The organism is Stutzerimonas kunmingensis, assembly GCF_014764705.1.
Classification (GTDB): domain Bacteria; phylum Pseudomonadota; class Gammaproteobacteria; order Pseudomonadales; family Pseudomonadaceae; genus Stutzerimonas.
The window spans coordinates 1-23,520 of the sequence record NZ_JACXXG010000001.1 but is presented as its reverse complement, the minus strand read 5'-3'; the positions used below and the strand labels follow the sequence as shown (position 1 = coordinate 23,520).

The following is a 23,520-nucleotide window of genomic DNA, read 5'->3' as shown; positions in this document are numbered from 1 at the left end:
TAGGCTCCAGAAGTAAAAATCCGCCAGCGGCGGATCGGGTAAATGGGTGGTTGCAGTGCGGCAGGCTCAAGCGATGGGCTTGCCCTCATCGGGTTCGATGGCCTTCTCGCAATGGTTCGGATCGAGCCGATCCAGCAGCCGACAGAAGACGCAGGCCCAGCACTTGCCCTCACGTGCAGCTTTGCCGGCGCGGCTGGAGAGCGTTTCGTCCTCGTGCCCGCCAAAGGCCGCATTGGCCAGCTGGTCGTGCGCGACGGCAATCGTCCAGGCGCGGCGACTGCCGGCCAGGGCGGCGATGAGCATCCAGAGGGACGCGATCACGGCCGCGACTTGGCACATCGCCCACAGCCCGAGCATCGACAGGCGGTGCAGGAGGGCGGCCCTCATGGCGTGACCTCCTCATCCTGCGCGTGCGGCCAGCCAGTCTGGATGTCGTAGTCGGCCAAGGCGGCAAGATCGGCACCCTCGGCCAGCAAGCGGATCGCATCCTTGTGCGCCCAGGCCGCAGCGTAATGCGCCGACACCCAAGCCATCACCGCCAAGCCAAAGGCCACCGCCTCCTCGCCACTCAAGAGGTGGCTGACATCCTGGGCATCCCGAAACACCACACGCGCCTGCGCATCCCCGGCAATGACCAGCGCGGTGCCCGAGGTCGCCACGGCATTGACGTTGCCGGTGTCGCGCTCATTGCGCAGTTGCACCGTGCCGCTCAGCCCATCGGGGAAGGTGTGCGGCTTGCCTTGGGCAATGCGGGTATCGCGTTCGTCATCCACACGGCCGATCAGGGCGCTGGCCAATTGCTGAGCGGTTTCGTACCGGCTTTGCGTTTGCAGCGTCTGCACGGTGCTCTCGGAGCTGACGACCTGCCAGCCATTGCCCGTCCACAGCACCACGCTGCCCGGGTCCTGCTCAGGCGGCGCCAGAAAGGTGTAGTCGGGCGGCGCCGGCTCTCCCGCCGCCAGTGTGATCGCCCGGCCCAGCGTCTGGTCCGCTTGAATCTCAAATGCGTGTCTGGTCTCGTTCATCAGCGCCCCCTGATGGCATAGCGCAGGGTCTGCCCTGACGCGTGGTTGAGGGTGAAGCCCGCCAAGGTTGGCGCCGTGGGCAGCCGAAACTCGGTGGCCGGGTCATAGTTGCGGGCCGCTGACAGCCGTACCCCGCTGGTGTTGTGGGTGAGCGTGACAAAGGCATCGCCCCGGCCCACTTCCCAGATGCCGTTGTTGGTGGAGAACCCTTGGGCCACGCCATGCCCCACCAAGCCCGGCTCGGTACTGATGTAGCGGTAGATCTCGGTCGCGCTCTCGATGCACCGAAAGGGGATGTAGTTCAGCGCCCGGTTGAAGCGGATCTGCGCACCGCTGACCGAGGAGGTGTAGTCGTAGGCGACGGTCCAGGTGGCGCCGCCATCGCGGCTGTAGCGCACCCGCATCGTGCCCGAACTGGTGCTGTAGGACAGTTGCTGGGTGGCCACGACCAGACACCCCGGGGTGGCCCAGGCCGCCATGAATTCGCTGTAGCTGCTGCTGCCAAATACCGACAAGGGGGTGGCAACCGCCGTGAAGCTGACAAAGTCTTCGGTCTTGATCAGGCCCCGGCGGTGGCCCAAGTACCAGGCCCCGTTCTCATGGGTGATGCCCAGCGGGTACTCGGCCGGCAGATACGAGAAGGCCGTCCATTGCTTGCCATTGAGCGAAGTCCAGCCGCCGTCGCCGTTGCTGCGCAGCAAGATGGCCCGATCTGCCAGCACATCGCAGCGGCGCTCGCCATGGCGGGCGTTGTGACAGCCCTCATCGACGTTGTCGGAAGCGATGCCGCTTGCGTCCAGGGGCTGGCCGGTGGCTGCATCGGTGGCGATGGCCCAGGTGCGACCGTTGTCCTCGGAGTAGAACAGGCGGTAGCGACTCGGGTTGGCCAGGTAGGCAGCAAAGAAGGTCGTGCCCCCGATGCGCAGAAAACGCGAGGTGGGATAGACATAGTCGACCTCCCCGACCTCCGGCAGGCTGACGCGCTGGATGGTCTGGCTGACGGTATCGACCCGGTGCAGTTCCGAGCGCGAGTCGCTACTGCGATGCACGTTCAACAAAATCTGGTCACCAGCCACGGCACAGCTGCGGTAGCTCTGGGAGGTGTTCGTCGCCGGCCCCGCGTTGCCCATCGGCGTGAAGGTGGCGCCATTGATGCGTCCAATGTGCCAGCCGTAGTTGCCCGACGTCGTCTGCCCGTGAAACGCCAGCACGCCATTGCGCAGCACTGGGTTGGCGTAGCCCGAGGGCATCGCGCGGGCGATCAGCGTGAAGTTGACCCGGTCCAGGCTGTAGGCGATGCCCGCTGAGCCCAGGGTCACGACGTGGCCGGTGTCCGGATCGTAGTGGAGCTGGTTCAGCCCGGTCCCTGCGTAGTCCGCCGTCACCACCGTGGCGCCGGTGGCATGGACCAGGTGCACGGTGTTGCGCTGTTGCTGCTGGGTCGCAGCCAGCACCGGAAAATCCACGATCTTGGCCACGCCGCCATCGGCCAGAAGCCAGTCGGTGCCCAGAAGCTGCGGTTGCACGAAGGCAAAAGCGCCCACCGGCAGGTTGGGCGTGTCGGCCCACTGGCCGTCGTTGCGCAGGAACTGGCGCGAGAGGCTCGCGGGCGGTGCGGGCACCATACCGAGACTGCCCGGCGTGGCGGCGGTGGCGCCCTCGAAGGCCGCGAAGGTTTGCAGGGCGGCGTCGAACTCGGCGCGCAGGGCTTGCGCCTGGGCGACGATCTGTGCGAGTTGCACCTGGGCGGTGTCGCCCAGTTGGCTGCTGGCGGTCGCGAGCTGGGCCTCCAGCGCTGCCAGCGCCTGGGTCAAGGCGTGGGCGAGCGCGCTCTTTTGCGTATCGCCATAGGCGATCACATCGAACACCGTCGCCTGGCCGGCAATCGCTTCGATGGCCTTGGCCAGCATCACGACATCTTCGGGGCTGGCATTCGCGGCGACCGCATCGATACGGGCTTGCAAGGCGGCGATCTGGGTTTGTAAGGCAGGGGTCACAGCCATAAGGCCTCCTGGTTCAATAGAGGTTTAAGTGGAGAAGCTGATTCAGGCGCAGGCGGCGCAGCTGGCCGGTGAGATCAGCACTGACTTCATCGAGCGCATCAGCCACCGCCGTGGTGGTGGCTTCCAGCACAGCGCTCACCTCGCTGCGCGTCTGAACCATGGCGGCCTGCACCTCGGCGCGTTGCGCACCGAAGCCGGCGTCAACGGCCACCAAGGCCTCGCGCAGGCGCAGCACATCGTTAGAGAGCAGGTGGTCGGGGTGCGGCAAGGGCAAGCGCAGCACGGGGGTGCGTTGGTCATCCATGGCTTACCTCCCTCAAGTGACGATCACGCGCAGGCGGCGCACGAAGGGTCGGTACTGGGGTGAGCCCAATAACGACAACTTCACCCGCGTGGTGCGGTCGGCACCGACTCCCACCAGGCCCGTGGCCTTGTAGGTGCGCTCAACCCAGCCGTTGCCCACTTCCACGCCCTTGTCCAGCGCCAGATCGGTAAAACTGCCTGGCGTGCCGGACTCAGCCTGCACCGTGACACTGGACGTGCCGGGGGTGAGCGCGTCGAAAGTGACCGAGACATTGAAAGTGGCGGCGGCGGGAATGGCGCGCGACAGGTAGTCGCCTGCGGCTTCCAGGGTGCCGAACACCAGCTGGGTGCCCGGGTAGAGGATCGGGCTGGAGACTTCGGTACCCGTCAGCCTGGCCGACACCGCCAGGTTGCCCGAGAGCTTCTCGGCCAGCGCCAACCCCTGGTCTTCCGACAGGGTGTAGGTTCGCCCCTGCGCATCGGTCGCCAGGAACTGCACGTCGGTGCCGGCCGCTGGACGCTCAACACCCGCGAGCGCCATCACGTCCGACAGATGGGTCACCGTGTACTGGCCCAGCGAGACCGTCTTGGACTGCTGCGTGAAGCGGCACCCCAGCAATCGAAACGTCAGGTCCTGGGTCTGGTGCGCTGTCCAGGTGATGCCGTTAGAGGACGAGAGCAACACGCCGATCTGGTAGGGCTGCGCCGTGACCCAGCCGGTGCGCGGGTCGTACTTACCGAGTTCGGCCACCGATACGGCGTGGTTGGCATCGTCCGTGAGCACGACAAGGGCGTACTCGCGGTTGGCCTCGAGGGCGACGGGGTCGAGCAGCACCCGGGTCGCGTTGCCATCGGTCTTGATGTCGACTGCAGCCAAGCGCCCCTCGGTCAGCACCGTGGTGGTGGGGATGCCCACTTGCGTTTCGCGGATCTGCACGATGACGGGTGCCGAACCCCCTTTGGTGGTGAACCACAGCTCCAGAGCGCCAATGATCCGCCGCTCGGGCAAGGTAAAGGTCTGCGCCAGCGGGTCCCAGCGGTTGACCACGGTGGTCAGGATGCGACGACGGGTCTCGGTGACGATCTGGCCGCGCCCGACGTAGGTGGCTGAGCCGTAGCTGCCGCCCGCCCCGAGGAATTCCACCAGTTTGGCGCCCGCCGGGATGGCTTGCGGGATCTGGAAGCTGCCGGTGAGCAGGCCGGAAGCATTGGCCGCCGTGCCCGCAGGCTGGGAAATCCCGATACCGTCAAAGCGCAAAGCAGCCAGTGTCTCGCTCGGTCCAAACCCGTCCACCCGATAGGCGACGTTGAGGCTGCGCAGGAACTGCGCTTCCTCACTGGAGGAGGCCAGCACCTGCTCCGAACGACGCGTCTCCACCACCTGTTCAAGCACACCGCTGCCGGTGATCAGGCGCTCGGTCACGTCCGAAGCCCAGGTGGTGTTGATGACCGTGAACTGGTCGACGGCTGGATTGAGCGTCACCCGAGCCGGCACCGGATCAAAGGCCTGGTAGGGATTGATCTTCATCGACCCGGTACGCGCCAACTGTTCGACCACTGGCGTGAGCGTGTAGTCCAGCGTCAGCAGTGCGTTGCCGTTCTCCTTGGCGTGCTGGGCACTGGCGGTGATCGGTAAGGTAAGGACACTGGCCACCACCGCGCCGGTCTGCGCCACGCCTTGGTCACGCAGGTCATCATCGAGGAAGTTGTCCACGAACAGGCCCTTCTTGGCGGCGGGCTCACGGATGTTGGCATCGACCCGCAGGCGCTCCAGCGCCATCAGATCAAACAGGTCGGCAATCTGGCGCTGCATGGCCGTGAGTTCCGAGACCTTGATAGTGCGAATGGCGATGTTGCGCACTTCGGGAGTGCTGTCCTGCTTCCAGTCGTAGGCAATCTCCGCCAGCGCCAGGCGCGAGGCCGGCACCGTGGGCGCGATGGGGTTCCTCACTTGCGAAATCCCCTTGATACGTTCCACCTGACCGTCAGCGGTGAGGGCCAGCACATCGACGCGCGGCAGCTTCCACTGGTAGTCGATGTACATCGTGGAACCCTGGACGACGCCCGCCACCTTGAAGCCGGTATCGGTCAAGTCGGTCGGGGTGAGGCTGGCGATGTACTGGTAAGTGACCTGGTAGCTCGATCCGGGTGCCGGCTCGGCACCACCCGGGCTCCAGTCGATCTCATCCCCCACGACCTTGTAGTCGGTGCCTTGGGTGTAGGTGGTGCCGCCTTGGTTGACCTCCAGCACGGCGACAACTGTCGGCTCGGTCAGCACATCGCGGCTACCCGTAAAGGCACCGTGCGCCACCGTCTCGGTCTTCTGTTGGGTGACCTTGATGTCGAGCACCTGCGCCAGCGGTGGCCGGTTGATGGTGACGACCATGGCGCCATCGCCGCTGGCATTGAACACCTGCGGTTCGCTGGAGACGCGCTGTAGATCCGGGTCGATGGGCAGCCGCAGGCGCTGGGACTGGGTGCGCTCGACCTTGAAGCCGTCGATGTTGGCGCGCCCCTCCGCCACAGAAAAGATGTGCTCTTGGCTGTCGCTGTCCAAGGAGAGATAGCGCACCCCCAGCCCTTCGGTCACATAGTGGCCGTTGGCGTCATAGTCGTAGCGCGCCAGGCTCGAAATCACGCCATCGAGCACGGGCGGCTGGCGGCGGTTCTCGAGGATGCCGTTGTCCAGGGCATAGACGGCGTGGAAATCTCCGGGCTGACCGTCACTGGTGCCCGCACCTTCCCAGCCCCAAGCGAGGGTCTCCTGCAGACGTCCGGCCCCCGGCTCCTGGTAGTTGCGCACGCCGACGGCGGGTTCGCGCAGGTTGGGATCTTCGAGTTCGGTGACCGTGCGGGTGGTGAAGCGCACGCCGACCGCAATACGGCCGGTGGTGGGGACGGTGAAGGTGGCGGCCGGGACGTCCCGCACCGCGCCGCGCAGATAGACGCGGCCGGCTTCCAGGGCCACGAGCCCCGTGTCGGCATCGATCTGCAGATTGGCGCCGCTGACGATATCGCCGTCCTTGAGCAAGGCATCGGCCACGCCCTGCAGGCGGTGGATCAGGGTGGTCTGGATCTCGTTCAATTCCCGCGATTGCAGGCCATCGCCGGCGCGAAACAAGAGCTGGGTGTAGTGCTTGGCCGGGTCAAACAGGTTGTAGTAACGCTCGATCATGGGTGGCCTCGCGGATTAGAAAGTGACAACGAATTCGAAGGTCTCGCGCGTGCTGGGCTGGCGCACAATGGGCACCGAGTTCTGAAGCACGAGGAGGATGCCGGGCTCAACGACTTGGCTCGGCACGAAGAACTTCTGCCCGATGGGCAATTGAGGATCGGTGTGGGTGCCGACGAAGAGGCCTTGCTCGCGCACGATGGAGGTCGCGGCATCCTCGAAGTCAAACCGCACTCGAATGAAAAGGTGGTTCGTGGGCTCGGTGACCAGCCGGTAGCGCCCAGTCGGCACCACGATCTCACCCTCGGGGTCGGCGGTAACGAAATGCACCTCGTCCACCACCCGGCGGCCAACTTCGCGCAGCAGCACCGTCTGGCCAATCGACTCGGGCGGGTGCGAAACCTTGAAGTGGACCGTGACGTCACCGCCTTCGGGAATCGTGCTCGCTGGCAGGCGGCGGATCACGCCCTCACGGGCATTGGCGCTGTAGTCGATGTCGAGCGCGTACTCGGTCTGATCATCCAGCGAGGTAACGCGGATGTCGGCCAGGTGCGTAAAGCCCAGCTCGATCACACCCGCAGAGTCTGGCAACTGAGCAAAAGATGTGCTGATCGCCTTGGTGGTGTCCCACAAGGAGTCGCCCTCGCCCAGGGCGAGGTGCAGGGTTTGTTCTTTGATCGCGGCGGCAAGCGCGGCGCGACCGCTGGCAGTCAGGATGGCCATCGGGTGCTCCAGAAAATGAATGAGGGAGAAATGCAAAGCAGCAGCGCTCGGTGCGCCGCCGAATCAGTTCAGCGTCTGATGGGTCGCGCCGATCAGCTCGCGGGTGTCGGTCCAGTTCGAGGTCGGCCAGCGCACACCGGTCCAGGTCTGGCCCTGCCAGCCGGCTTGGTGACTGGCCACGGCAACACGCGATGGCGCGACGAGTGCTCCGGTGTTGCGCTCGGTGGCGCGGGTGAGCAGGCGCTGCAGGTTGGAGGGTGTTTCCTCAAACCCGTAAGGCGCCACATCGGTGAAGCCCGAGACGACGATGTGCATCTCGGTCAGCGTTCGCCACTCGACCTCGGCCACATCCCCCAAGGTGAGATCGCCCAGGGTGGGCAGCGGCCGGGTGCGCAACAGTGCTCGCCGGGGCGTGCGGGTATTGACCTCGCCCAGAATGCCCTCACTGAGCACCACCTGCGCCCGTTGGTACAGGCGTGGCCGCCAGCCGGCCGCATCGGGTAGAGCTGGATTGCTCCGGGCGTGATCACGCCGCACAAAACCCCGGTCGAGGCTGGGTACGGACTCGCCCAAGGCCCACATCCCCAGCGACTGATCGGCGCGGGCCTGGACCCGGTGGACGGCAAGATGGTCGCGGTGGGCCTGCAGACTCAAGATCGGCACGACCAGGTCGCCCGGATGGCCCCGAGCAAATCGCTCCAGGACTTCGACACGAATCAGCCGGTGCGGCGTCGCGGACAGCTTGTCACTGCCCCCCAGGGTGATCGCCTGCCCCACCTCTTGCCAGGCAAAGCGCGGCAGGTTGGTATTGAGGTCGCCCAGGGGCGTGCTGTCAGACAGCACCACCATCGCCCGTGCAAATCGGCGTTCGGGCAGCAAGGTGGTCGCATCTGGCACACCCAGCGCATTGGCCAGCGTGAACAGATGCGAGTGCAGGATCTCCTCGTTGGGCGTGTGGCCAGGATCGCCCAGCGCCGAGAAATCGAGCAAATACCGGTCGATCAAGCGGGCCACAGCAAAGCGCACGGCCTCACGGTTCGGCGCGATCTGTTGTCCGGATGCCAGCGCGTGCTGCGCGAAGCCTCGCCCAAACGACAGCTTGGTCTGCCCGTCTCGCCAGAAGACGCCGCTGTGATCCGACAGCAGCGCCTCGCCCAGCCGACTCTCATCCAACACGACGCGACGCAGGTCATGGCCGTGATAGATGCGTGAGAGCCGACTGCGGGCCGGTGCCGACAGGCGGGCGATGGCGATCAGGTTGGCAATCGCCGTGTCGCTGTCGAGCACTTGTCCCGGATCGAGTTGAAACTCGGCGAAGTGAACACCGGGCGGTTCCTGCTCGACCGTGGCGCGCATCCCGATCCAGGACAAGGCGGTCGCCAGTGCGGCCGGTGTGCCACGCAGCCGCTGCCAGAGGATGCCCTCGGCGATGGCGCGGCGCGGCTCCGGCAAATAAGGCAACAATTCACCCAGGCCGTATTCCCAGATCAGCCAGGGCAGCAGCGGTTCAGACGGATCGGTCTTGAACTGGCGGATGGCATCTGCCGGCAGTGCCAGCCGGGACAGCGGGTCGGTAGTCAGAGATAGCGCCTGCTCCAGCGGCGTGGCATTGGCGGGCAGCAGATGGTCAGCGGTCATGTGCCCTCCAGCGCAGGATGGGAAGCGTTATCGATCCCGCCCCGTAAATTCCAGATTCAGATTCATCAGCCGCACCGCTTGGTTGGCGTTGGCGCGAATGTCGGTCGTCGGCGCGAGCAACTCGACCTTGTGCACGCCGGGGCGCTGCAACTCGCCGATCACCCAGGAGGGCGTCAGATCCCAGCCCAGGCCCGACTGCGCAGCCAATGCTTCCTTGAACCGTGCCCCGATGGCGTTGAAGGCGGCCATCGGTGTGTCGGGATAGAGCCAGATCCGGGCGATCACGGTGACGGGGATCAACTCGGCCGGCACCACCTCGACGGTGTCGGTCAGCACCCGGATGTCGTCGCGCAACACCACGGCGCGCACGGCATCGAGCACCGCATCCGGGACGGTGTCTGCTTCACCATTGGCGAGCACGCTGATGCGGACACGCCCGGGTACCGGGCTGTCGACCTCGACATCGGCGACCTCGGGAGATGCCGAGAGCGCCCAGTAGCGGTAGTGCGCAGCCCCACCGGCATTGGCAAAGCCGATGATGCGTTGGCGGGTGCGCAGGCGCAGTGCCTCGTCGGTCTCATCTATTAAGCGCGTCACACCGTAGAAAGCCGCCAGGTGGTCGAGATCGTTGCCAGTGGCGAAGGCCAGGAGGGAGGCCTTGGCAGCGGCGTTGATTCGGTTTCTGAGCAGGACTTCACGATAAGCCGCGACCTCCAGGAGCTTCACGGCCGGGTCCGAGGCCAAGAGGGCCGAGTAGTCCGGGTAGCGGGATTGAAACTCGGTCTGCAGTTCCGAGAAGATCGTCTCGAAGGAAAGCGGCTCGATCACCGCCGGGGTCGGCAAACTGGCCAGATCACTGAGCGTCGTCATTCACACCTCCACTGCGGTGAGCACCGTGGCCTGGCCATCGGGCAGATAGATCCCTTCCAGATCGAGCACGACTTGCCCAACTTCTGCTTTGGCGATGCGCACGCGGGTGAGTTTGAAACGCGGCTCCCAGCGCGCCAGGGCCTCGGCGGTGGCCGAGTACAGATCCATGGCAAGCCTCGGGGTCATGGGGTTGTCGACCAGCGTCGGCAGGCGTGAGCCATAGTCACGTCGCATCACGCGGGTGCCGATGCGGGTGGTCAGGATGTCGCGGATACTCTGGCGCAGGTGGTCGATGCCAGCCAGGGGCTGGCCGGTTTGGGCGTTGATTCCGAGCATCTGCGATCTCCCTGGTTGGCCTGCTTGCGCATATCTCACTTTGAGATATACTGACCCCATGAAAATCATCAGCAACAGCGCCCTGCGGGCCTTCGCTGCCGATCATCCTCAGGCCGAAGCCCCCTTGCAGGGATGGCGGCGGGTGATTGAAAAGAACCGGTTTGCCAACTGGGCCGAGCTCAAAGCCGCCTTCAACGCGGCGGACAAGGTTGGCGAGTTGGTGGTGTTCGATATCGGCGGCAACAAGTACCGGCTGATCGCTTACATCCGATTCGAGAAGCAAATCGTGTACATCAAGGCGGTGCTCACCCACCGGGATTACGACAAAGGAGCATGGAAATCATGAATGCAGCCATCGACGTGAAGCACCTGCTCCCAGTCTGGGAACAGTTCCGTGCCGCCACCGACATCGCCCCCATCCGGGACGAGGCCCACTACGCGCGGATGACTGAAATGCTCGAAGCCTTGCTGGACGAGACCCAGGGCGATGAAAGCCATCCCGCCATGGGCTTGGTCGACATCGTGGGTGATCTGATCGAGGACTACGAAACCGAGCATCACCCGCTGCCCGAGACCACCGGCGTGCAAGCCCTGAAGTTCCTGATGGAGCAGCACGGCTTGAAGCAAAGCGATCTCTCCGAGATCGGTAGCCAGGGCGTTGTCTCTGAAGTCTTGACCGGCAAGCGCGAGCTCAACATTCGGCAAGTGCGGGCGCTGAGCGAGCGTTTCGGGGTGTCGGCCGCAACTTTCGTGTAAAAACCCGCAGCGCCAAGCGCATCCTCACACTCAATGCGAGTGGTGATTCGAGTTGCCGTCGACGTCCATGATGGAGCCGGTGGCTGAGACGTTGCCGTTGACCTGAATATCCCCTTCGATACTCGCTCCCGCCCCGCCACCACCTTTGCCGACCAATCCCTTGAGGTAGGTGAATAGCTTTTTGACCAGCACGGTGCCGGTGAAGGTGCTCTCAGCGGCATCGACCAAGAACTTGGGAGTGGCGAGCGTCGTGCCATCATCGCGCAGTTCCAAGGTAGTGGAACCGATCTCCATGACGATCCTTCCACCTGCTGGCACGGCCAGGCGCCAGTGATGCTGTGCCCGGTCGTACTCCATCACCGCCCCGTCCTTGAACAGGGTGCGCGAGATATCTGCTGAATCGGCCGGAGCAGGATGCTCGCTGCGGTAGATCGAGCCGACCACCACGCCCTGGTTGAGATCGCCACCGGGCGCGACCAGCAACACCTGCTCACCGGGCTCTGGCGGATGCCAGGTCCGGTCGAGGCCAGCACGAACCGTCGCGAAGGGCAACCAGCCGGTGGTGATGGGACCAGCCTGCACCCGCACACGAGCACGAGTTGTATCGAGCGCCACTACCTGGCCCATCAGCGCCACATTGCTGATGCGCCGCTCGGCCTCGGTCATGTCCTGGTGTAGGTTGCGCTCGGTCATGAACCTGGCTCCCGGTAGTGCGTGCCAACCGGCTGATAGCTGTGCTCATGGCCAGTGCCAATCTCCGGCACCCAGCTGACCAGCACCTGCAGCGGCAACACCCCGTCATCGATCACAGGCTTGGTCCAGTAGCTGACCTCGAACGACAGGCGAGCGGCCAGCACCGGTGTGTCGCCCTCTCCGCCCTGATCGACCTCGGTGCGGGTCAGCCGCGTACCTTCGACCAGCAGGCCCAGGGTTTCGTCGGCATCGAGGGTGGCCTCCACCACCTGCGCCAGCACATCGGCCTCTTCGGCGGCGGCGTCGCCACTGGCGATGATCTCGACCGACAACTCAAGTTTGCGATAGCGCAGCCCCGGATCGGCATTGGGCTGCTCCTCGATGCGCTCGTCCCTCGTGTAGATCAGGACGGCCGGCAACTTGCCAGCAAAGAGCGGCGTGCTGCGGTGGATACTGATGCGCGAAGCGGTGATGCGCGCATCCACCTTGGGCAAAGACTCGATGAGTCGCGCGGCCACCGCCTCACGGATCAGGGTGCGTGGGTGCTTCATGGCCGCCCCCCTTTGTGTAGCATCAGTTTCAGAAAGCCGTGCCCATCGGGTCGCACCTCGACGATCAGGTAGAGCACACCTTGCACCGTGACGGCATCACCTTCAGTCGGGGTGGCCGGCAGATCGGCCTGCCGCACCTCCAGCACCGGCTGGACCATGGACACCGGCACGCCCGTGCTGGCATCCACCTCTTGGTGCGCCGCTGAGAACACGCCCCGGCCCGGCAGCGCCTCGGCCTGCCCTTCGAGGTGAAACACCACCGGCTCACCGAAGGTGGTGAGCACGATGGATGACATGGCCCGTGTCAAATCACCGAAGACCGTCATGACGATCACCAGCCATTGCTCGAGAAGAGCCGCACGGTCAGCGCCGGACGTTTCACGATGGGCAGCGGGTTGGACTGGGTGTAGATGTCCACGCCAGTGCCATTGGGACGTGCCAACTGATGGGCATAGAGCTCCTGGCCGTAGGTACCGACCGCTTCCATCAGGTTCGCGGGCGCGAAGTAGGTGCGGAAGGTATCCAGCGTGCCCAGCGGGAACGCCACACCTTCGCGCGGCGGGATCAGGCGCACGCTGGTGCCGTTGGCGAGCGTCACCGTGCCGAAATACTCTTCAAACAGGATGGAGCCGAAACGGAAGCCCCGGCGCACATCGTCGCGCAGTGGGTTGGTGCCGGCGGTGCCCTGGTAGAAGGTGTAGGCCTCCTTGACGGTCTTGTGCTTGACCAGGGCATCGAAGAACTCGGGACTGACCAGGGCGTGGATGGTGGTCATCATCTCGCCCTTCAAGTTCTCCTCGATGTGGCGGGCGACCTGGGTGCAGTGGATGACCATGTCTTCGGTGCCACCGAACACAAAATCCACCTCCGGCTTCTGGATGCCGAACTCGTCGTGCCAGTCATAGAGGGTGTTGCCCGCCCCGTCCTTGGTGATGCCCAGCAGTGCATTGACGCGCATGTACTCGAGCGTCTGCGCATGCTTGGCGCGCATCCGGGCGAGCTTGCGGGTCATCACGGTCACGAGCGGGTCTTCGCCAGCGGCCAGACCTAGGCCACGAATGCCCTGGATTTCCTCGGGCAGCACCACGTCGTTGTGAGGGATGTGCGGCACGGCGAAGGAGCGTACCGAGCGTTTATCGGTGGTGTCTAAGGTGGCCGGCGCGCCTGGGGCGACCGCCGGCAGCAAGCGCAGCTCGCCTTCGATGGACTCGATGGTGACGTTGCGCTGGGAAATCGGCTCGGGGGCAAACAGCCCCAGCTGGCCGACCCGGCCATAGGGGTTGGGCAGCATCTGGATGGCGGCCGACATCTCGGCCAGCGTGAAGCCGCCGGCGTCGAACGGATTGACGATCACGGTCATATCAAGACTCCTGGGAAGTGAGATCAAGCGACCGGACGCACGACGATGCCGTGGGCAGCCAGTTGCTGGTGTTTGAGGGATTGGGCAGCGGCGTCCGCCACGGAGGCGTCGAAGGCCAACGCACGGTCGGCGACGATCACCCGGCCTCGGGCCAGGATTACTGCCTGGGTATCGGTGTCGCTGGCAGCGACCGGGTGCAGCAGCACGGCCGAGGCAATCTCAGCGCCTTCCAGCCCTGTGGTGGAGGCCGCAGGTGAGAAGGCATAGACGCCGGTGGCGGTGATGCGACCGAGCACGGCGCCCAGGGGATAGGCGGCACCGGCTTTCAGGGTCACGGTCTCGCGGGTGTAGTCCGGGTCGGACTCGCGCTTGACCAGCTCACCGAGGGTCGCAGGGGAAATCAAAGGTGTGCTCATTTACGACCTCCATAGGCTTGGGCCGCTTTGACCAAGGGGCTGTCAGCGACGGATTGGGGTTTGGTTTGAGGTTGCTGCGGAGCCTCGGCGACGATGTCCTGCGCCACATCGCGCTCAGCGGCCTGCTTCAGTACCGACTGACGCAGTGCATCCGGGGTGACACCGCGCGCCAGCGCCTGGGCCGGATCGACGGTGACCCCGAGGCGTTTGGCCAGGGCGGCGACCTCGGTCAGTTCGGCGAGCTGACGGCGCAGTCGCTGCTCAACTTGGGCCGTGATGGCCGCTTCATCGAGCGGCGGCGGGGTTTGCGGTGGCTGCGCCGAGGTCGGGGCTGTGTTCTCTTGGGCGTCATCCACCGGCGTGACGAGGTTGTGATCATTCATGGAGATCTCCTTCGGGGAGGGTTGGGATCGGGATGTGGTGTGGGCGGCCGACAGCGCGGCGGCTTTGTTGCGCAGGCTGCGGCCGGCACTCATGGCCAGCTGGCGTTGCAGGGCCGTGATCGCCTCGGCACGGGTGCCGATCTGATCGGCCAGGCCTGCCTGGATGGCTGCCTCACCGCGATAGACACGGGCTTCGGTGTCGCGGATGGCATCAACCGTGACTCGGCGGAATCCAGCGACCAAGGCGATGAACTGGTCGTGCAGCTGCTCGATGTCCGCCTGGATATCAGCGGCCACTGGCACTGGCAGCGGTGCGTGCGGGTGACCATCGACCTTGTGGGCACCAGCGTGCAGGAAGGTGTAGTTGAGCCCCGCCTTCGCATCGGCCACCGACTCGTCGACGTGCACCGCCACCACGCCAATCGAGCCCACCTCGGCAGTGCGGGTGACCCAGAGACGGTCAGCGGCAGCGGCAATCGCATAGGCCGCTGAGAGTGCTGCCTCATCGGCGATGGCCCATAAGGGTTTGCCGGAGGTATGGGCCAGCTGCCGCAATCGCTGCGCCAGATCGAACACGCCACCCGCCTCGCCACCGCTGGAGTCGATTTCCAGCAGCACAGCGCGGACCTCTGGGTCGGCAAAGGCTGCTTCAGCCATGGCCTCGATGTCGTGGTAGCTGGTGAGGCCACTGGCAGCACCGATATACGAAGCGCGACGAACCAGGGTGCCGAGGACCGGGAGGACAGCGATGCCGTCTTGAATTTGGAGGTCACCCCCCAGTTCTCTATCAGTGCGGCTGGGCGGTGGCGTGGGCAGGGTGTCGCCCGCGAGCTTTCTGGCGACCACCCCGAGGATCACTTCGAGTTTGGGGCGCGCAATGAGGAGCGGCGTCCCATAGAGGCGGGACGCCAGGTAAGGCAAATCGGTCATGGGAATTCCTCAATTCGAGGGCGGTGGCACAGGCTCACGCCCAAAGGAGAGCCCCAGGCTGTCTTCACGCCGGTGGTCGCCAGCGATTTCGGCATCGACCATCGCGGCATCGAAACCGCGCTCGGCAATCGCCTGGGTGCGCGACTTGAGCCCCGCCTCGATGGCATTGATCTCGGCGCGGATGTCTTTGAGCGGATCGACCCAATCCCAACGGGGCGGCAGCCAGCTGCAGTCCAGGTAGTCGGCGCGCTTGCGTTCGTAATCGGGCAAGTCCAGCTGGCCAGAGAGCACCGCCGTGTCCATCCAGCGCGCCCACACTGCCCGGCACAGTTGAAACACCAGCACCGAGTGCTGGAAGGCTTCGATGCGGCGGCGAAACTCCAAGAGCGCCGCTCGGGTGTTCGAGTAGTTGGCCTTCAACATATCGGCCGACAGGTTCGCGTAGGGCAAGCCCAGCGCTGCCGCCACCTGCAGGAGCGTGCGGTACTGGAAGGACTCGTAGTTGCCCCCGACATCGGCCGGGGTCGAGAAGGTGATGTCCTCGCCGTCATCCAGGATCTGGAGTTGCCCAGGTTCGAGTGGCAGCAGCGGCTCGCCCCGGTCATCGGTCTCGCCACCGTTGTCGAAATCCCGCTCCGGTCGGCGCACGAAGCCGACGAACATCGCCGCGACCTTCTTCCGGTCGAGTTCGGCATCGTCGTACTGATCGAGCAGAAAGAGCTTCACCAGCGCCGGCGAGAAGCGCGACACGCCGCGCAGTTGCCCGGCGTCCACCGGATCGACAATGTGCAGCACCGACTCGGCCGGTACCCGTACCGTCTCCCCGGCCAACCCCGGATCGGTGATGTCGCCCGGGTGGCGGCGCAGGAAGTGGTAGGCCACACGCCGACCGATGCGGTCGAACTCGATGCCCTGGCGGATGCGGTGACCGTTCTCCAGCAGCTGGTTGTGATTGAGCGGCAGCATCTCAGCCGGGAGCATCTGCAACTGCAGCGGCACGCTCAAACCATCCTCGGGCCGACGTGGCCGGATGCGAAAGAACACTTCCCCGGCGATGAACAGTTCCCGGGCGGCCCGCCGCTGCTGACCATAGAAGTCCGTCAGCCCTTCGGCATCGGACTCATCGGTCCAACGTAGCCACAGCCGTTGCACCCGGTCCTTGAGCACCGCATCGGCAATGCCCGATGAGGGCTTGATGCCCGTGCCCACCGCATTGCCGGCCCAGGACTCGACCGCATTGGCGGCGTAGCCGTTGTTGCGGATGAGGTAGCGGGCACGCGCGGTCATGTCGGCGCCAGCGGCCTGGATCAGCGTGTTGACGTGCGCGCGGCTGGCGGCGAAGGTCTTGAGACGCCGGGCAGAGAGACCACCCTCAAAGCCGCCAATCATCGCGCCGACCTTGCGGCGCAGGTTCTGGAATGCCTTCATCACAATCCCTTCCCGGCGTAGATACGGATGCGCCGGGCGCGCGGGCGACCTTCTGCCTTGGCGATCTCACGGTCGAGGTCATGCAGGGCGGACTGCAGTTCGGCATCCGACTTGTAGGTCACCCACTTGTCGCCAGCCTTCACGGTGAGCACCCCATTGAAGCGGGCGGCCTGCAGCGCCTCGCGCTGGGCCTTGAGTTGTTCGAGGGTCATGGACAGCACTCCCGGCCAGCGGGAGGCTGGCGGTATCAGAGGTAGGTGGAGGAAATGGCCATGCGCCGACGACGCGGGCTGGCGGTCATCGGGGCCGAAACAGGTGTGCTCTTGCCTTGGCGACTGGTCGGCACCGGCGGCAGCGCCTCGACCCGTTTGTTCAGGTTCAAGCCCATTGACAGCAGGCCGTGCAGCGCGGCGTAGGCGTACACACGGCAGTCCAGGGCTTCGTTGCGCCGGCCATCCGGCTTCCACCAGAAGCGCTGCGGGAAGCCCTTCACATACCGGGTGCGAATCCGCTCGGCAGTGAGTTGCTCGAAATACTGCGCATCCCGGTCCAGCGGGAAATGCATCGCACCAGCGCCAGCCTCGGACTTCTTGAGGCGGGCGTAGATCGCTTCCTTGGCGGCATCGACGCCGACCGTGAACAGATTGACCTTGCCCTTGTTGGCCTTGCTCGGACGCTTGGGCCAGATCGGCCGTTTGCCCGACCCCCCCTTGATCGCCCAGATGCGCTTGCGCTCCCGGCCCTTGCAGAAGGCGTAGGCCGCCAAAGTGTGGTGGCCGCCGGTGTCGAGACACGCGGCTTCGATGGTCAGGCCGTTGGCCAGGGTCTCGTGCTCGAAGCGGTTGCCGAGGTAGGCATCGAGCTGCGCCCAGGTGTCCGGCGCGGATGGGTCACCCCACAGCACCTTGTAGTCCACCGACCAGGACTCCTCGTCCCGGCCCCAGCCGACCACTTCGATTTCCAGCCGGTCGTCCTGCACATCGATGCCGCAGGTCAGCAGTGCCACCTCGGCAGGAATCGCCGGCCCGTAGGCTTCGCGGCGTTCCATCAGGCCTTCGGCATCCAAGGTCTCTCCCTCCCGGTCTTCCCAGGTCTCGGCCAGTTTGGTGTTCACCCAGACCTTCAATCTGACGGGGTCGTCCTTGGCGGCGTGATGCTCTTGGGCGATCTCGCCCCAGGTCAGCCACGGGCTGTAGAGGCTGGAGAGGTGGAAGCCCACCGTCTTGCCATCGCCCTCTGCCTTGGCCATCCAGCGACCGTTGGCCAGCAGTGCCGGCTTGCGATACTCGGGATGGCTACCTTCGCAGTACGGACAGTGCCAGGCAGCCTCGCTCATCTTGCCGGTTGGCCACTTGATGTCGCGCCAGTGGATCGGGCTGTGCGCCCCGCAGTGATCGCAAGGCACTTCGAAGACTCGCTGGTCCGACTCCAGGTAGGCCGCCTCGATGCGCGAGAAACCTTTCAGCGTCGGGGTCGAGCACAGATAGACCTTGCGATTGACGAAGGTGGCGGCCCGCTGCACGGCGAGCGCCACTGGATCGCCTTCGCCATCGGCATCCCCTGGATAGCCGTCGACCTCATCCAGAAAAAGGTATCGCACCGGCATCGAGCGCAGACCCACCGCCGAGTTGGCACCGGTCATGATCAGCACGCCACCGGGGAATTCCTTCATCAACTGGGTGTTGCCGGAATCCCGGCTTCTCGGGTCCTTCACCCGACTGGCGAGTTCGGCACTGGCTTCAATCAGTGCATCGACGCGCTGCTTGGAGACGCGCTTGGCGCCTTCCACCGTGGGTTGCACCAGCAGCATCGGCCCCGGGGCGTGGTGAATCACATAGCCCAGCCAGTTCAATCCGGCTTCAGTTTTGCCGATCTGAGCCCCGGCCATCAGCACCACGCGCTCCACACGCGAGGTGGCTGACAGCGTTTCCATCACGGCCTTCAGGTACGGGGTGCGGCTGGTCGACCAGCGCCCTGGCTCAGCAGAGGCCACCGACGAGAGCATCCGGTGGCGGTTTGCCCAGTCATCGACGGTGAGGATCGGATCGGGCGCGAGGCCCCGTTTCCAGGCGGATTCGACCGCCGATTCAGCAGTGTCGAACACAAGCCACTCCGATGCGAAATAGATAGACCGAACGCTTGGCTTCAATCGGCAACAGCGCGTTCATACAGACATCGCAACAACGCACACGAAGGAGAACCACGATGCGCAAAACCACCACCAAAGCCGCCCAGCAACTGGACAAGCTGCTCGCCCGGATCGCCCTTGACCACCTCTTCATCGAGACCCTGGCCACGCGCAACAGCGACAGCCTGGACTTCCACGACGTCAGCGTCTGGGGCGTCAAGAGTGCCCTGATGGCGGCCTACCAAGCAGGCCTGGCCGCTGGCCAAAGCACCGCCGCAAAAGCCGCTGATCAAGTGACCCAGCAGCAAGCCGCCTGACCCTCACATCACCCCAAGGAGAACCACCATGTCCACACAAACCACCCCCATCACCGAACGCCAACTGGATCTCATCACCCGTGCGCATTGCGACGCCAGTGGCTTGGTCGAGCCACTGCTCGAGCTCAAGGGCGGCGCCAAGCTCAAGATGATCGCCAGCCTCGCGCAGCGCGGGTTGATCGAGCAGATGGATGGCCAGTGGCGCATCACGGGTGCCGCCATCGCCATCATCAAGGGCGAAGCCCAGCCCGAAGATGTACTGCCGCCGACGAGTGCAACACGTGTTGCCACGCCTGCCCAGCCGCCCCTTGCCGACGACCCAGAACTGGAAGCAGCAGTCGCCGCCGCCGAAGCCAGCTGGCAACAGGAACAGCCCGATACCGTCCCGAAGCGCGGCCCGGGCAACAGCAAGCAGGCGCTGGTTATCGAGATGCTCAAACGCCCCGAGGGCGCCACCATCGCGCAGATCAGTGAGGCGACGGGGTGGCAACACCACACGATCAGAGGGACCTTTGCCGGCGCACTCAAGAAGAAGTTGGGCCTGAATATCGTCTCCGAGAAGATCGAAGGCCCCGCCGGCACGCCGGGCGCAGGACAGCGCCTCTACCGCATCGCCGAGGAAGCGACCGCGTGAGCACGCAGCCCAACGCCGCGATCCCGGCAGACCTGTTGCCAGCATTGCTGCAGGCCTGCCGGGAGATCGCCCGGATGAAGCATCCGAGCATCGAGCACCTGCTGCGCCACCGGGGCTTTGGTTTCGAGGCCGACCGCATCGCTGATCTGGTGCTGGCGATTGAAGCCCTTGATGCCCATCGCGATGCAGATTGAGCTTGGCTTCAAGGGCGACAAGCGCGTTCATACAGGTGTCGCAACGATCAACCACAAGGAGCGCACACCATGAACACCGCCCGCGAATTTCAAACCCACTATGCCGAAACCAATGGCCGTGATGCGCTTGCCAACGCCCGCGCCACGATGCAGCGCGCCCTGGAAGAACTTGACCGCTACATCGCCCGCTACGACGAAGCCGAGTCGCTCAAAGACAAGGCCAACGTCCTCAACTGGACGCTGAACCATCTGGCCACCTACGTGCCCAACAACGTGCGCCTGGACCTGATCGCCAGCGCCCAGGCGGAACTGGTGCGCGCCGACACGATGGCCGAATAAGGGGCTTCGGAGCCAAGCGCAAAAAGATCGAACAGGCGCTTGGCTTCCATCTCGAACAGCGCGTTACTACGGGTGTCGCACACGATCAACCAGCAGGAGCCAGAGATGAACACCACCACCCAGATCCCCGTCACCCAGAACGAGTCGTGGGGCTTTTACGGCACGATGAACGAGCAGGCCGAAGCCGCCTGGCCCCTGGCCATGACTGCCATCTCGGACGCCACCTGCCAGCCTCTCGAATCGGTTCGCACCTTCCTCGACAGCCGCCACGGCCGACACTTTGCTGACGATGTGCAAAACGGTCTCTACACGAGTGCCACCCTGGCCGACGCGATCAACGCCGCCACGCAGCGTTGGACGGGTTGGACGATTGGCCGCAGCACCAGCAAACAGTACGGCATCCCCAAGGGTCTGCCTTACCTCACCGGCTTTGTGATCCACTGCGAGATCATCGAAGAGTCCCTGGCGGCTTGAGCCATGAGCCGCACGGTGCGCGCCCGGCGTTTTGACGCCAACCAGCGGCCACGCGGCCAGTGCCTGATCGGCCTGGAGTGGCGCGGTCGCACCATCTTGGCCGTGACCCACCAGGAACGTCGTTACCTGCCCACCGGCCGAACGGCCACCCGCCCCACGGGCGAGCCAGTCATCGAAATGATGGCGCGGGACTATTTTGTGGAACGTCTGTGGTTGAGCACCGATGGCTCAGCACTGTGGGAGCAGCAGCCGCTGGCGCTCTGACCCGCCAGGCCTCGAAGGCCCGGCGTAGCAGATAGCTCCTGACCAGCGACACGGCTGTGAAGATTAGGCCAATAGCCAAGTTCTCCTGCAGCGTGGCGTGCAGGCCAAGCAGCGGAAACACCGCCCACTGGGTCGCCACCGCCACGCCATACCCGACCAGCACATTGGTCACGGCTTCCAGCAGCGACATCCAGCGCGACTGCTTCACAGCACATCCTCGGCATTCATCACATCGCTGGCGTCGGCGGCATCCACCTGCTGGCCGACCAGGTCATCGAATCGAACACCATCAGCCTCACGCACCGCTTGTCCGCCGGCGTATTCCTGCCAGCGGCGAACGATGGTGTCCACGTACTTCGGATCGAGTTCGATCAGCCGCGCCTGGCGACCCGATTTCTCGGCGGCGATCAGCGTCGTGCCGGAGCCACCGAAGGGATCGAGCACCACATCACCCGGGCGGCTGGAATTGCGGAGCGCCCGTTCCACCAGCTCCACGGGCTTCATAGTCGGATGGAGATCATTCTTGTGCGGCTTCTTGATCTGCCAGACATCACTCTGATCACGGTCGCCGCACCAGTGTCGACTGGCACCTTCGGGCCAGCCGTAGAGGATGGGCTCGTACTGGCGCTGGTAGTCCGAGCGCCCCAGCGTAAAGGTGTTCTTGGCCCAGATGATGAAGGTTGACCACTTGCCACCGGCGGCGCGGAAGGCTGCTTGCAGGGTGTCGAGTTCCGATGAGGACATCGCCACGTAGACCGCGCCATTGCATCGGGCTAGCGCTGGCTTGAACGCCGCGAGCAGAAAGTCCTGGAATCCGTCCCCGAGGTTGTCGTTCAGGATGGGACGATTGGTGCCGCGCTGCTTGTCCTTGGCCGTGTTGGCATAGTCCACGTTGTACGGCGGATCTTGGAAGATCATCGCCACCCGCTCGTTGCCGAGCAGCGTGTCGTAGCTCGCGACATCGGTACTGTCCCCGCAGAGCAGTCGGTGCTGACCCATGATCCAGACATCGCCGGGTTTGGACACCGGCGTGACCGGCACCTCCGGGGCGGCATCCTCGTCGGTATTGCCCTCGCTGGTGGTTTCTTCGCCGGCCATGATTTCCAGCAACTCGTCGTCATCAAAACCGGTGAGCGACAGATCAAAGTCGCCGAGCTGCAGCTCTTCCAACTCCAGCCGTAGCAGATCGTCATCCCAGTCCGCCCAGGTGGCCGAGCGGTTGACCAGAATGCGGAAGGCTTTGATCTGCGTCTCGGTCAGGTCGTCCGCGAGAATCACCGGCACCTGCTCAAGGCCCAGATGCAGCGCAGCCTTATAGCGAAGATGGCCATCACAAATTTCGCCCGTGCTCTTGGCGACAATGGGCAAGCGAAAGCCAAACTCGCTGATGGCGCTGGCCATCTGCTCGACGGCGTGGTCGTTCTTCCTGGGGTTTCTTGCGTAGGGGATCAGCCGACTGGTTGGCCAGTGTTCGAGTTTGAGGTCACTCAGTTGCATGTGTCGTCTCCAGTCGTTCTGCCTCGACCTCGGCAAAGGTCTGTCCGGTGGCCAGCAAGGTCACCGGGATATCGGGGTGGTTTTGTTGGAAGCGCTTGACCGCCACGTCGGTGTAGGACGGGGCCAGTTCGATGGCGCGGGCCTGACGGCCAGTTCTTTGCGCGGCCAGGATCGTGGTGCCAGAGCCGCCGAAGGGCTCGAAGACGACGTCACTCGTGTCCGAGTACGCGAGCAAGATGTGCTCGGGCAGGGCCACCGGAAACACCGCCGGATGGTCGATGCCCTGACCGATCTTGCCCTTGTGGCGCATCATCCGGATCACGCTGTCCGGGATGCGGTACTCCTGCGTGGGCTGCCCGGCATGGGTCCAGCCCCCGACCTCGCCATCCTTGCCGCGCATCGCCGTGGAACTGCCATCGGCGCGCACGTGCGATTCCTGTCCGGCGTGCTTGCACGGCACGATCTTGTTGGGTTTGCGGCTTTCGCGGTTGAAGTGGAAGACAAACTCGAAACTCGGCGCCAGACGCCCGGCCCAGTCACCGGGCATCCCTGGCCCCTGGTCCCAGATGTACCAGCCAAAGCGGCGCCAGCCTTGCGTGCGCATCCAGGCAATCCAGCCATCCCAGTACGGGATCACTTCGTTGTCGCGGTGGATCAGGCCCAGATTCACCAGCACTTGGCCATCAGTTGCCATCGGCAGGTGGGCGAAGACGCCGCGCATCAGCGCATCCCAGTCGGCGATGCCTTGCGTGTAGTTGCGCTGCTGGCCGTAGGGCGGGCTGGTGAAGCACAGGCCCGCCTGGTCGCCGGCCATCAGCGCAGCGACCACGGCCAGGTCGGTCGAGTCACCGCAGATCAGGCGGTGGGCACCCAGTTGCCAGATGTCGCCCGGTTGGCTGACCGGAGTCACCGGCGCATATGGGATGTCCTCGTCGGCGTCTTCGGTAAATCCGCCAATTCAGAGCGTGTGAAAACGCACTGACGCCAGAAAAATCCAACGCCCCGACTGGTTCGGGGCGTTGGTGTTTTTGATGCTTGGAAATGGAAAGCGGGATTTACCCCAACAGCTCGATCAACCGACGGGCA

At 64.7% G+C, this 23,520-nt stretch carries 29 protein-coding genes; 8 read left to right on the top strand and 21 right to left on the bottom strand.

Annotation, left to right across the window (positions count from 1 at the left end):
* Positions 1 to 66: 66 nt before the first annotated feature.
* From IEG05_RS00140 to IEG05_RS00100, 9 genes are all read right to left on the bottom strand, one after another.
* Positions 67 to 387: a hypothetical protein gene (locus IEG05_RS00140; RefSeq protein ID WP_224742608.1), complete on the bottom strand. Its 321-nt coding sequence runs from the start codon at positions 385 to 387 to the stop codon at positions 67 to 69.
* Positions 384 to 1,025: a DUF4376 domain-containing protein gene (locus IEG05_RS00135; protein ID WP_191121400.1), complete on the bottom strand. Its 642-nt coding sequence runs from the start codon at positions 1,023 to 1,025 to the stop codon at positions 384 to 386. The genes IEG05_RS00140 and IEG05_RS00135 overlap by 4 nt, the downstream gene beginning before the upstream one ends.
* Positions 1,025 to 3,028 (bottom strand): beta propeller repeat protein, encoded by a 2,004-nt coding sequence (locus tag IEG05_RS00130; RefSeq protein ID WP_191121399.1) that lies wholly within the window; start codon positions 3,026 to 3,028, stop codon positions 1,025 to 1,027. The genes IEG05_RS00135 and IEG05_RS00130 overlap by 1 nt, the downstream gene beginning before the upstream one ends.
* Positions 3,029 to 3,041: 13 nt before the next feature.
* Positions 3,042 to 3,332, bottom strand: a complete 291-nt coding sequence (locus IEG05_RS00125) for a hypothetical protein (protein ID WP_191121398.1) — start codon at positions 3,330 to 3,332, stop codon at positions 3,042 to 3,044.
* A 12-nt stretch (positions 3,333 to 3,344) separates the two neighbouring features.
* On the bottom strand, positions 3,345 to 6,506 hold the full coding sequence (locus tag IEG05_RS00120; RefSeq protein WP_191121397.1) for a DUF4815 domain-containing protein: 3,162 nt from the start codon (positions 6,504 to 6,506) through the stop codon (positions 3,345 to 3,347).
* Between the two features lie 15 nt (positions 6,507 to 6,521).
* Complete coding sequence (locus IEG05_RS00115) at positions 6,522 to 7,226, bottom strand: hypothetical protein (RefSeq protein ID WP_191121396.1); 705 nt, start codon at positions 7,224 to 7,226, stop codon at positions 6,522 to 6,524.
* 63 nt (positions 7,227 to 7,289) lie between these two features.
* On the bottom strand, positions 7,290 to 8,864 hold the full coding sequence (locus tag IEG05_RS00110) for a phage tail protein (protein ID WP_191121395.1): 1,575 nt from the start codon (positions 8,862 to 8,864) through the stop codon (positions 7,290 to 7,292).
* Between the two features lie 27 nt (positions 8,865 to 8,891).
* Entirely contained in the window at positions 8,892 to 9,734 is an 843-nt protein-coding gene (locus tag IEG05_RS00105) for a baseplate assembly protein (RefSeq protein WP_191121394.1), read from the bottom strand.
* Positions 9,735 to 10,070, bottom strand: coding sequence for a GPW/gp25 family protein (locus IEG05_RS00100; protein ID WP_191121393.1), 336 nt, complete (start codon positions 10,068 to 10,070; stop codon positions 9,735 to 9,737).
* A gap of 58 nt (positions 10,071 to 10,128) precedes the next feature.
* Here IEG05_RS00100 and IEG05_RS00095 point away from each other — a divergent pair, with 58 nt between their 5' ends.
* Both IEG05_RS00095 and IEG05_RS00090 read left to right on the top strand, forming a co-directional pair.
* A complete protein-coding gene (locus IEG05_RS00095) occupies positions 10,129 to 10,416 on the top strand; it encodes a type II toxin-antitoxin system HigB family toxin (RefSeq protein ID WP_191121392.1) in 288 nt (95 codons plus the stop codon).
* On the top strand, positions 10,413 to 10,826 hold the full coding sequence (locus IEG05_RS00090) for a helix-turn-helix domain-containing protein (protein WP_191121391.1): 414 nt from the start codon (positions 10,413 to 10,415) through the stop codon (positions 10,824 to 10,826). The genes IEG05_RS00095 and IEG05_RS00090 overlap by 4 nt, the downstream gene beginning before the upstream one ends.
* Before the next feature lie 30 nt (positions 10,827 to 10,856).
* On the opposite strand, the gene IEG05_RS00085 is transcribed toward IEG05_RS00090, so the two are convergent.
* Genes IEG05_RS00085 through IEG05_RS00045 form a run of 9 tightly spaced genes read right to left on the bottom strand, consistent with a single transcriptional unit; the run spans position 10,857 to position 18,691 of the window.
* Positions 10,857 to 11,519 carry a phage baseplate assembly protein V gene (locus tag IEG05_RS00085; protein WP_191121390.1) on the bottom strand — a complete coding sequence of 221 codons (663 nt, stop codon included), beginning with the start codon at positions 11,517 to 11,519 and terminating at the stop codon, positions 10,857 to 10,859.
* Positions 11,516 to 12,070, bottom strand: coding sequence for a hypothetical protein (locus tag IEG05_RS00080; RefSeq protein ID WP_191121389.1), 555 nt, complete (start codon positions 12,068 to 12,070; stop codon positions 11,516 to 11,518). The genes IEG05_RS00085 and IEG05_RS00080 overlap by 4 nt, the downstream gene beginning before the upstream one ends.
* Entirely contained in the window at positions 12,067 to 12,396 is a 330-nt protein-coding gene (locus IEG05_RS00075; protein WP_191121388.1) for a head-tail joining protein, read from the bottom strand. Before IEG05_RS00075 ends, IEG05_RS00080 begins: the two co-directional genes overlap by 4 nt.
* 5 nt (positions 12,397 to 12,401) lie before the next feature.
* On the bottom strand, positions 12,402 to 13,430 hold the full coding sequence (locus IEG05_RS00070; protein ID WP_191121387.1) for a major capsid protein: 1,029 nt from the start codon (positions 13,428 to 13,430) through the stop codon (positions 12,402 to 12,404).
* 23 nt (positions 13,431 to 13,453) lie between these two features.
* Positions 13,454 to 13,846: a head decoration protein gene (locus IEG05_RS00065; RefSeq protein ID WP_191121386.1), complete on the bottom strand. Its 393-nt coding sequence runs from the start codon at positions 13,844 to 13,846 to the stop codon at positions 13,454 to 13,456.
* The gene (locus tag IEG05_RS00060; RefSeq protein ID WP_191121385.1) at positions 13,843 to 15,159 is read right to left on the bottom strand and encodes a S49 family peptidase; all 1,317 of its coding nucleotides are present in this window, start codon (positions 15,157 to 15,159) and stop codon (positions 13,843 to 13,845) included. The genes IEG05_RS00065 and IEG05_RS00060 overlap by 4 nt, the downstream gene beginning before the upstream one ends.
* A 9-nt stretch (positions 15,160 to 15,168) precedes the next feature.
* Complete coding sequence (locus IEG05_RS00055; protein ID WP_224742606.1) at positions 15,169 to 16,587, bottom strand: phage portal protein; 1,419 nt, start codon at positions 16,585 to 16,587, stop codon at positions 15,169 to 15,171.
* Positions 16,587 to 16,799, bottom strand: a complete 213-nt coding sequence (locus tag IEG05_RS00050; protein ID WP_191121384.1) for a phage head-tail joining protein — start codon at positions 16,797 to 16,799, stop codon at positions 16,587 to 16,589. The genes IEG05_RS00055 and IEG05_RS00050 overlap by 1 nt, the downstream gene beginning before the upstream one ends.
* Positions 16,800 to 16,834: 35 nt before the next feature.
* Positions 16,835 to 18,691: a phage terminase large subunit family protein gene (locus IEG05_RS00045; protein ID WP_336509755.1), complete on the bottom strand. Its 1,857-nt coding sequence runs from the start codon at positions 18,689 to 18,691 to the stop codon at positions 16,835 to 16,837.
* A 101-nt stretch (positions 18,692 to 18,792) separates the two neighbouring features.
* Here IEG05_RS00045 and IEG05_RS00040 point away from each other — a divergent pair, with 101 nt between their 5' ends.
* From IEG05_RS00040 to IEG05_RS00015, 6 genes are all read left to right on the top strand, one after another.
* Positions 18,793 to 19,032 carry a DUF6900 domain-containing protein gene (locus tag IEG05_RS00040; RefSeq protein WP_191121383.1) on the top strand — a complete coding sequence of 80 codons (240 nt, stop codon included), beginning with the start codon at positions 18,793 to 18,795 and terminating at the stop codon, positions 19,030 to 19,032.
* 28 nt (positions 19,033 to 19,060) lie between these two features.
* Entirely contained in the window at positions 19,061 to 19,666 is a 606-nt protein-coding gene (locus tag IEG05_RS00035; protein ID WP_191121382.1) for a DUF3489 domain-containing protein, read from the top strand.
* Positions 19,663 to 19,860 (top strand): hypothetical protein, encoded by a 198-nt coding sequence (locus IEG05_RS00030; protein WP_191121381.1) that lies wholly within the window; start codon positions 19,663 to 19,665, stop codon positions 19,858 to 19,860. The genes IEG05_RS00035 and IEG05_RS00030 overlap by 4 nt, the downstream gene beginning before the upstream one ends.
* A 69-nt stretch (positions 19,861 to 19,929) precedes the next feature.
* Positions 19,930 to 20,199 (top strand): hypothetical protein, encoded by a 270-nt coding sequence (locus tag IEG05_RS00025; RefSeq protein WP_191121380.1) that lies wholly within the window; start codon positions 19,930 to 19,932, stop codon positions 20,197 to 20,199.
* A gap of 105 nt (positions 20,200 to 20,304) precedes the next feature.
* Positions 20,305 to 20,673, top strand: coding sequence for a hypothetical protein (locus IEG05_RS00020; RefSeq protein WP_191121379.1), 369 nt, complete (start codon positions 20,305 to 20,307; stop codon positions 20,671 to 20,673).
* A 3-nt stretch (positions 20,674 to 20,676) separates the two neighbouring features.
* Positions 20,677 to 20,937, top strand: a complete 261-nt coding sequence (locus IEG05_RS00015; RefSeq protein ID WP_191121378.1) for a hypothetical protein — start codon at positions 20,677 to 20,679, stop codon at positions 20,935 to 20,937.
* Here the strand turns inward: IEG05_RS00015 and IEG05_RS23610 are convergent.
* The 3 genes from IEG05_RS23610 to IEG05_RS00005 are packed head-to-tail and all read right to left on the bottom strand — an operon-like array spanning position 20,843 to position 23,344.
* A complete protein-coding gene (locus IEG05_RS23610) occupies positions 20,843 to 21,145 on the bottom strand; it encodes a DUF7220 family protein (RefSeq protein ID WP_473774366.1) in 303 nt (100 codons plus the stop codon). The two genes, IEG05_RS00015 and IEG05_RS23610, sit on opposite strands and share 95 nt — an antisense overlap.
* On the bottom strand, positions 21,142 to 22,434 hold the full coding sequence (locus IEG05_RS00010; RefSeq protein WP_191121377.1) for a DNA modification methylase: 1,293 nt from the start codon (positions 22,432 to 22,434) through the stop codon (positions 21,142 to 21,144). Before IEG05_RS00010 ends, IEG05_RS23610 begins: the two co-directional genes overlap by 4 nt.
* On the bottom strand, positions 22,421 to 23,344 hold the full coding sequence (locus IEG05_RS00005; RefSeq protein WP_336509754.1) for a DNA-methyltransferase: 924 nt from the start codon (positions 23,342 to 23,344) through the stop codon (positions 22,421 to 22,423). Before IEG05_RS00005 ends, IEG05_RS00010 begins: the two co-directional genes overlap by 14 nt.
* Positions 23,345 to 23,520 lie beyond the last annotated feature (176 nt).

Coding starts and splice junctions, on each gene's coding strand:
- IEG05_RS00140 (WP_224742608.1), bottom strand. CDS start 387: ATGAGGGCCGCCCTCCTGCACCGCCTGTCGATGCTCGGGCTGTGGGCG.
- IEG05_RS00135 (WP_191121400.1), bottom strand. CDS start 1,025: ATGAACGAGACCAGACACGCATTTGAGATTCAAGCGGACCAGACGCTG.
- IEG05_RS00130 (WP_191121399.1), bottom strand. CDS start 3,028: ATGGCTGTGACCCCTGCCTTACAAACCCAGATCGCCGCCTTGCAAGCC.
- IEG05_RS00125 (WP_191121398.1), bottom strand. CDS start 3,332: ATGGATGACCAACGCACCCCCGTGCTGCGCTTGCCCTTGCCGCACCCC.
- IEG05_RS00120 (WP_191121397.1), bottom strand. CDS start 6,506: ATGATCGAGCGTTACTACAACCTGTTTGACCCGGCCAAGCACTACACC.
- IEG05_RS00115 (WP_191121396.1), bottom strand. CDS start 7,226: ATGGCCATCCTGACTGCCAGCGGTCGCGCCGCGCTTGCCGCCGCGATC.
- IEG05_RS00110 (WP_191121395.1), bottom strand. CDS start 8,864: ATGACCGCTGACCATCTGCTGCCCGCCAATGCCACGCCGCTGGAGCAG.
- IEG05_RS00105 (WP_191121394.1), bottom strand. CDS start 9,734: ATGACGACGCTCAGTGATCTGGCCAGTTTGCCGACCCCGGCGGTGATC.
- IEG05_RS00100 (WP_191121393.1), bottom strand. CDS start 10,070: ATGCTCGGAATCAACGCCCAAACCGGCCAGCCCCTGGCTGGCATCGAC.
- IEG05_RS00095 (WP_191121392.1), top strand. CDS start 10,129: ATGAAAATCATCAGCAACAGCGCCCTGCGGGCCTTCGCTGCCGATCAT.
- IEG05_RS00090 (WP_191121391.1), top strand. CDS start 10,413: ATGAATGCAGCCATCGACGTGAAGCACCTGCTCCCAGTCTGGGAACAG.
- IEG05_RS00085 (WP_191121390.1), bottom strand. CDS start 11,519: ATGACCGAGCGCAACCTACACCAGGACATGACCGAGGCCGAGCGGCGC.
- IEG05_RS00080 (WP_191121389.1), bottom strand. CDS start 12,070: ATGAAGCACCCACGCACCCTGATCCGTGAGGCGGTGGCCGCGCGACTC.
- IEG05_RS00075 (WP_191121388.1), bottom strand. CDS start 12,396: ATGACGGTCTTCGGTGATTTGACACGGGCCATGTCATCCATCGTGCTC.
- IEG05_RS00070 (WP_191121387.1), bottom strand. CDS start 13,430: ATGACCGTGATCGTCAATCCGTTCGACGCCGGCGGCTTCACGCTGGCC.
- IEG05_RS00065 (WP_191121386.1), bottom strand. CDS start 13,846: ATGAGCACACCTTTGATTTCCCCTGCGACCCTCGGTGAGCTGGTCAAG.
- IEG05_RS00060 (WP_191121385.1), bottom strand. CDS start 15,159: ATGACCGATTTGCCTTACCTGGCGTCCCGCCTCTATGGGACGCCGCTC.
- IEG05_RS00055 (WP_224742606.1), bottom strand. CDS start 16,587: ATGAAGGCATTCCAGAACCTGCGCCGCAAGGTCGGCGCGATGATTGGC.
- IEG05_RS00050 (WP_191121384.1), bottom strand. CDS start 16,799: ATGACCCTCGAACAACTCAAGGCCCAGCGCGAGGCGCTGCAGGCCGCC.
- IEG05_RS00040 (WP_191121383.1), top strand. CDS start 18,793: ATGCGCAAAACCACCACCAAAGCCGCCCAGCAACTGGACAAGCTGCTC.
- IEG05_RS00035 (WP_191121382.1), top strand. CDS start 19,061: ATGTCCACACAAACCACCCCCATCACCGAACGCCAACTGGATCTCATC.
- IEG05_RS00025 (WP_191121380.1), top strand. CDS start 19,930: ATGAACACCGCCCGCGAATTTCAAACCCACTATGCCGAAACCAATGGC.
- IEG05_RS00020 (WP_191121379.1), top strand. CDS start 20,305: ATGAACACCACCACCCAGATCCCCGTCACCCAGAACGAGTCGTGGGGC.
- IEG05_RS00015 (WP_191121378.1), top strand. CDS start 20,677: ATGAGCCGCACGGTGCGCGCCCGGCGTTTTGACGCCAACCAGCGGCCA.
- IEG05_RS00010 (WP_191121377.1), bottom strand. CDS start 22,434: ATGCAACTGAGTGACCTCAAACTCGAACACTGGCCAACCAGTCGGCTG.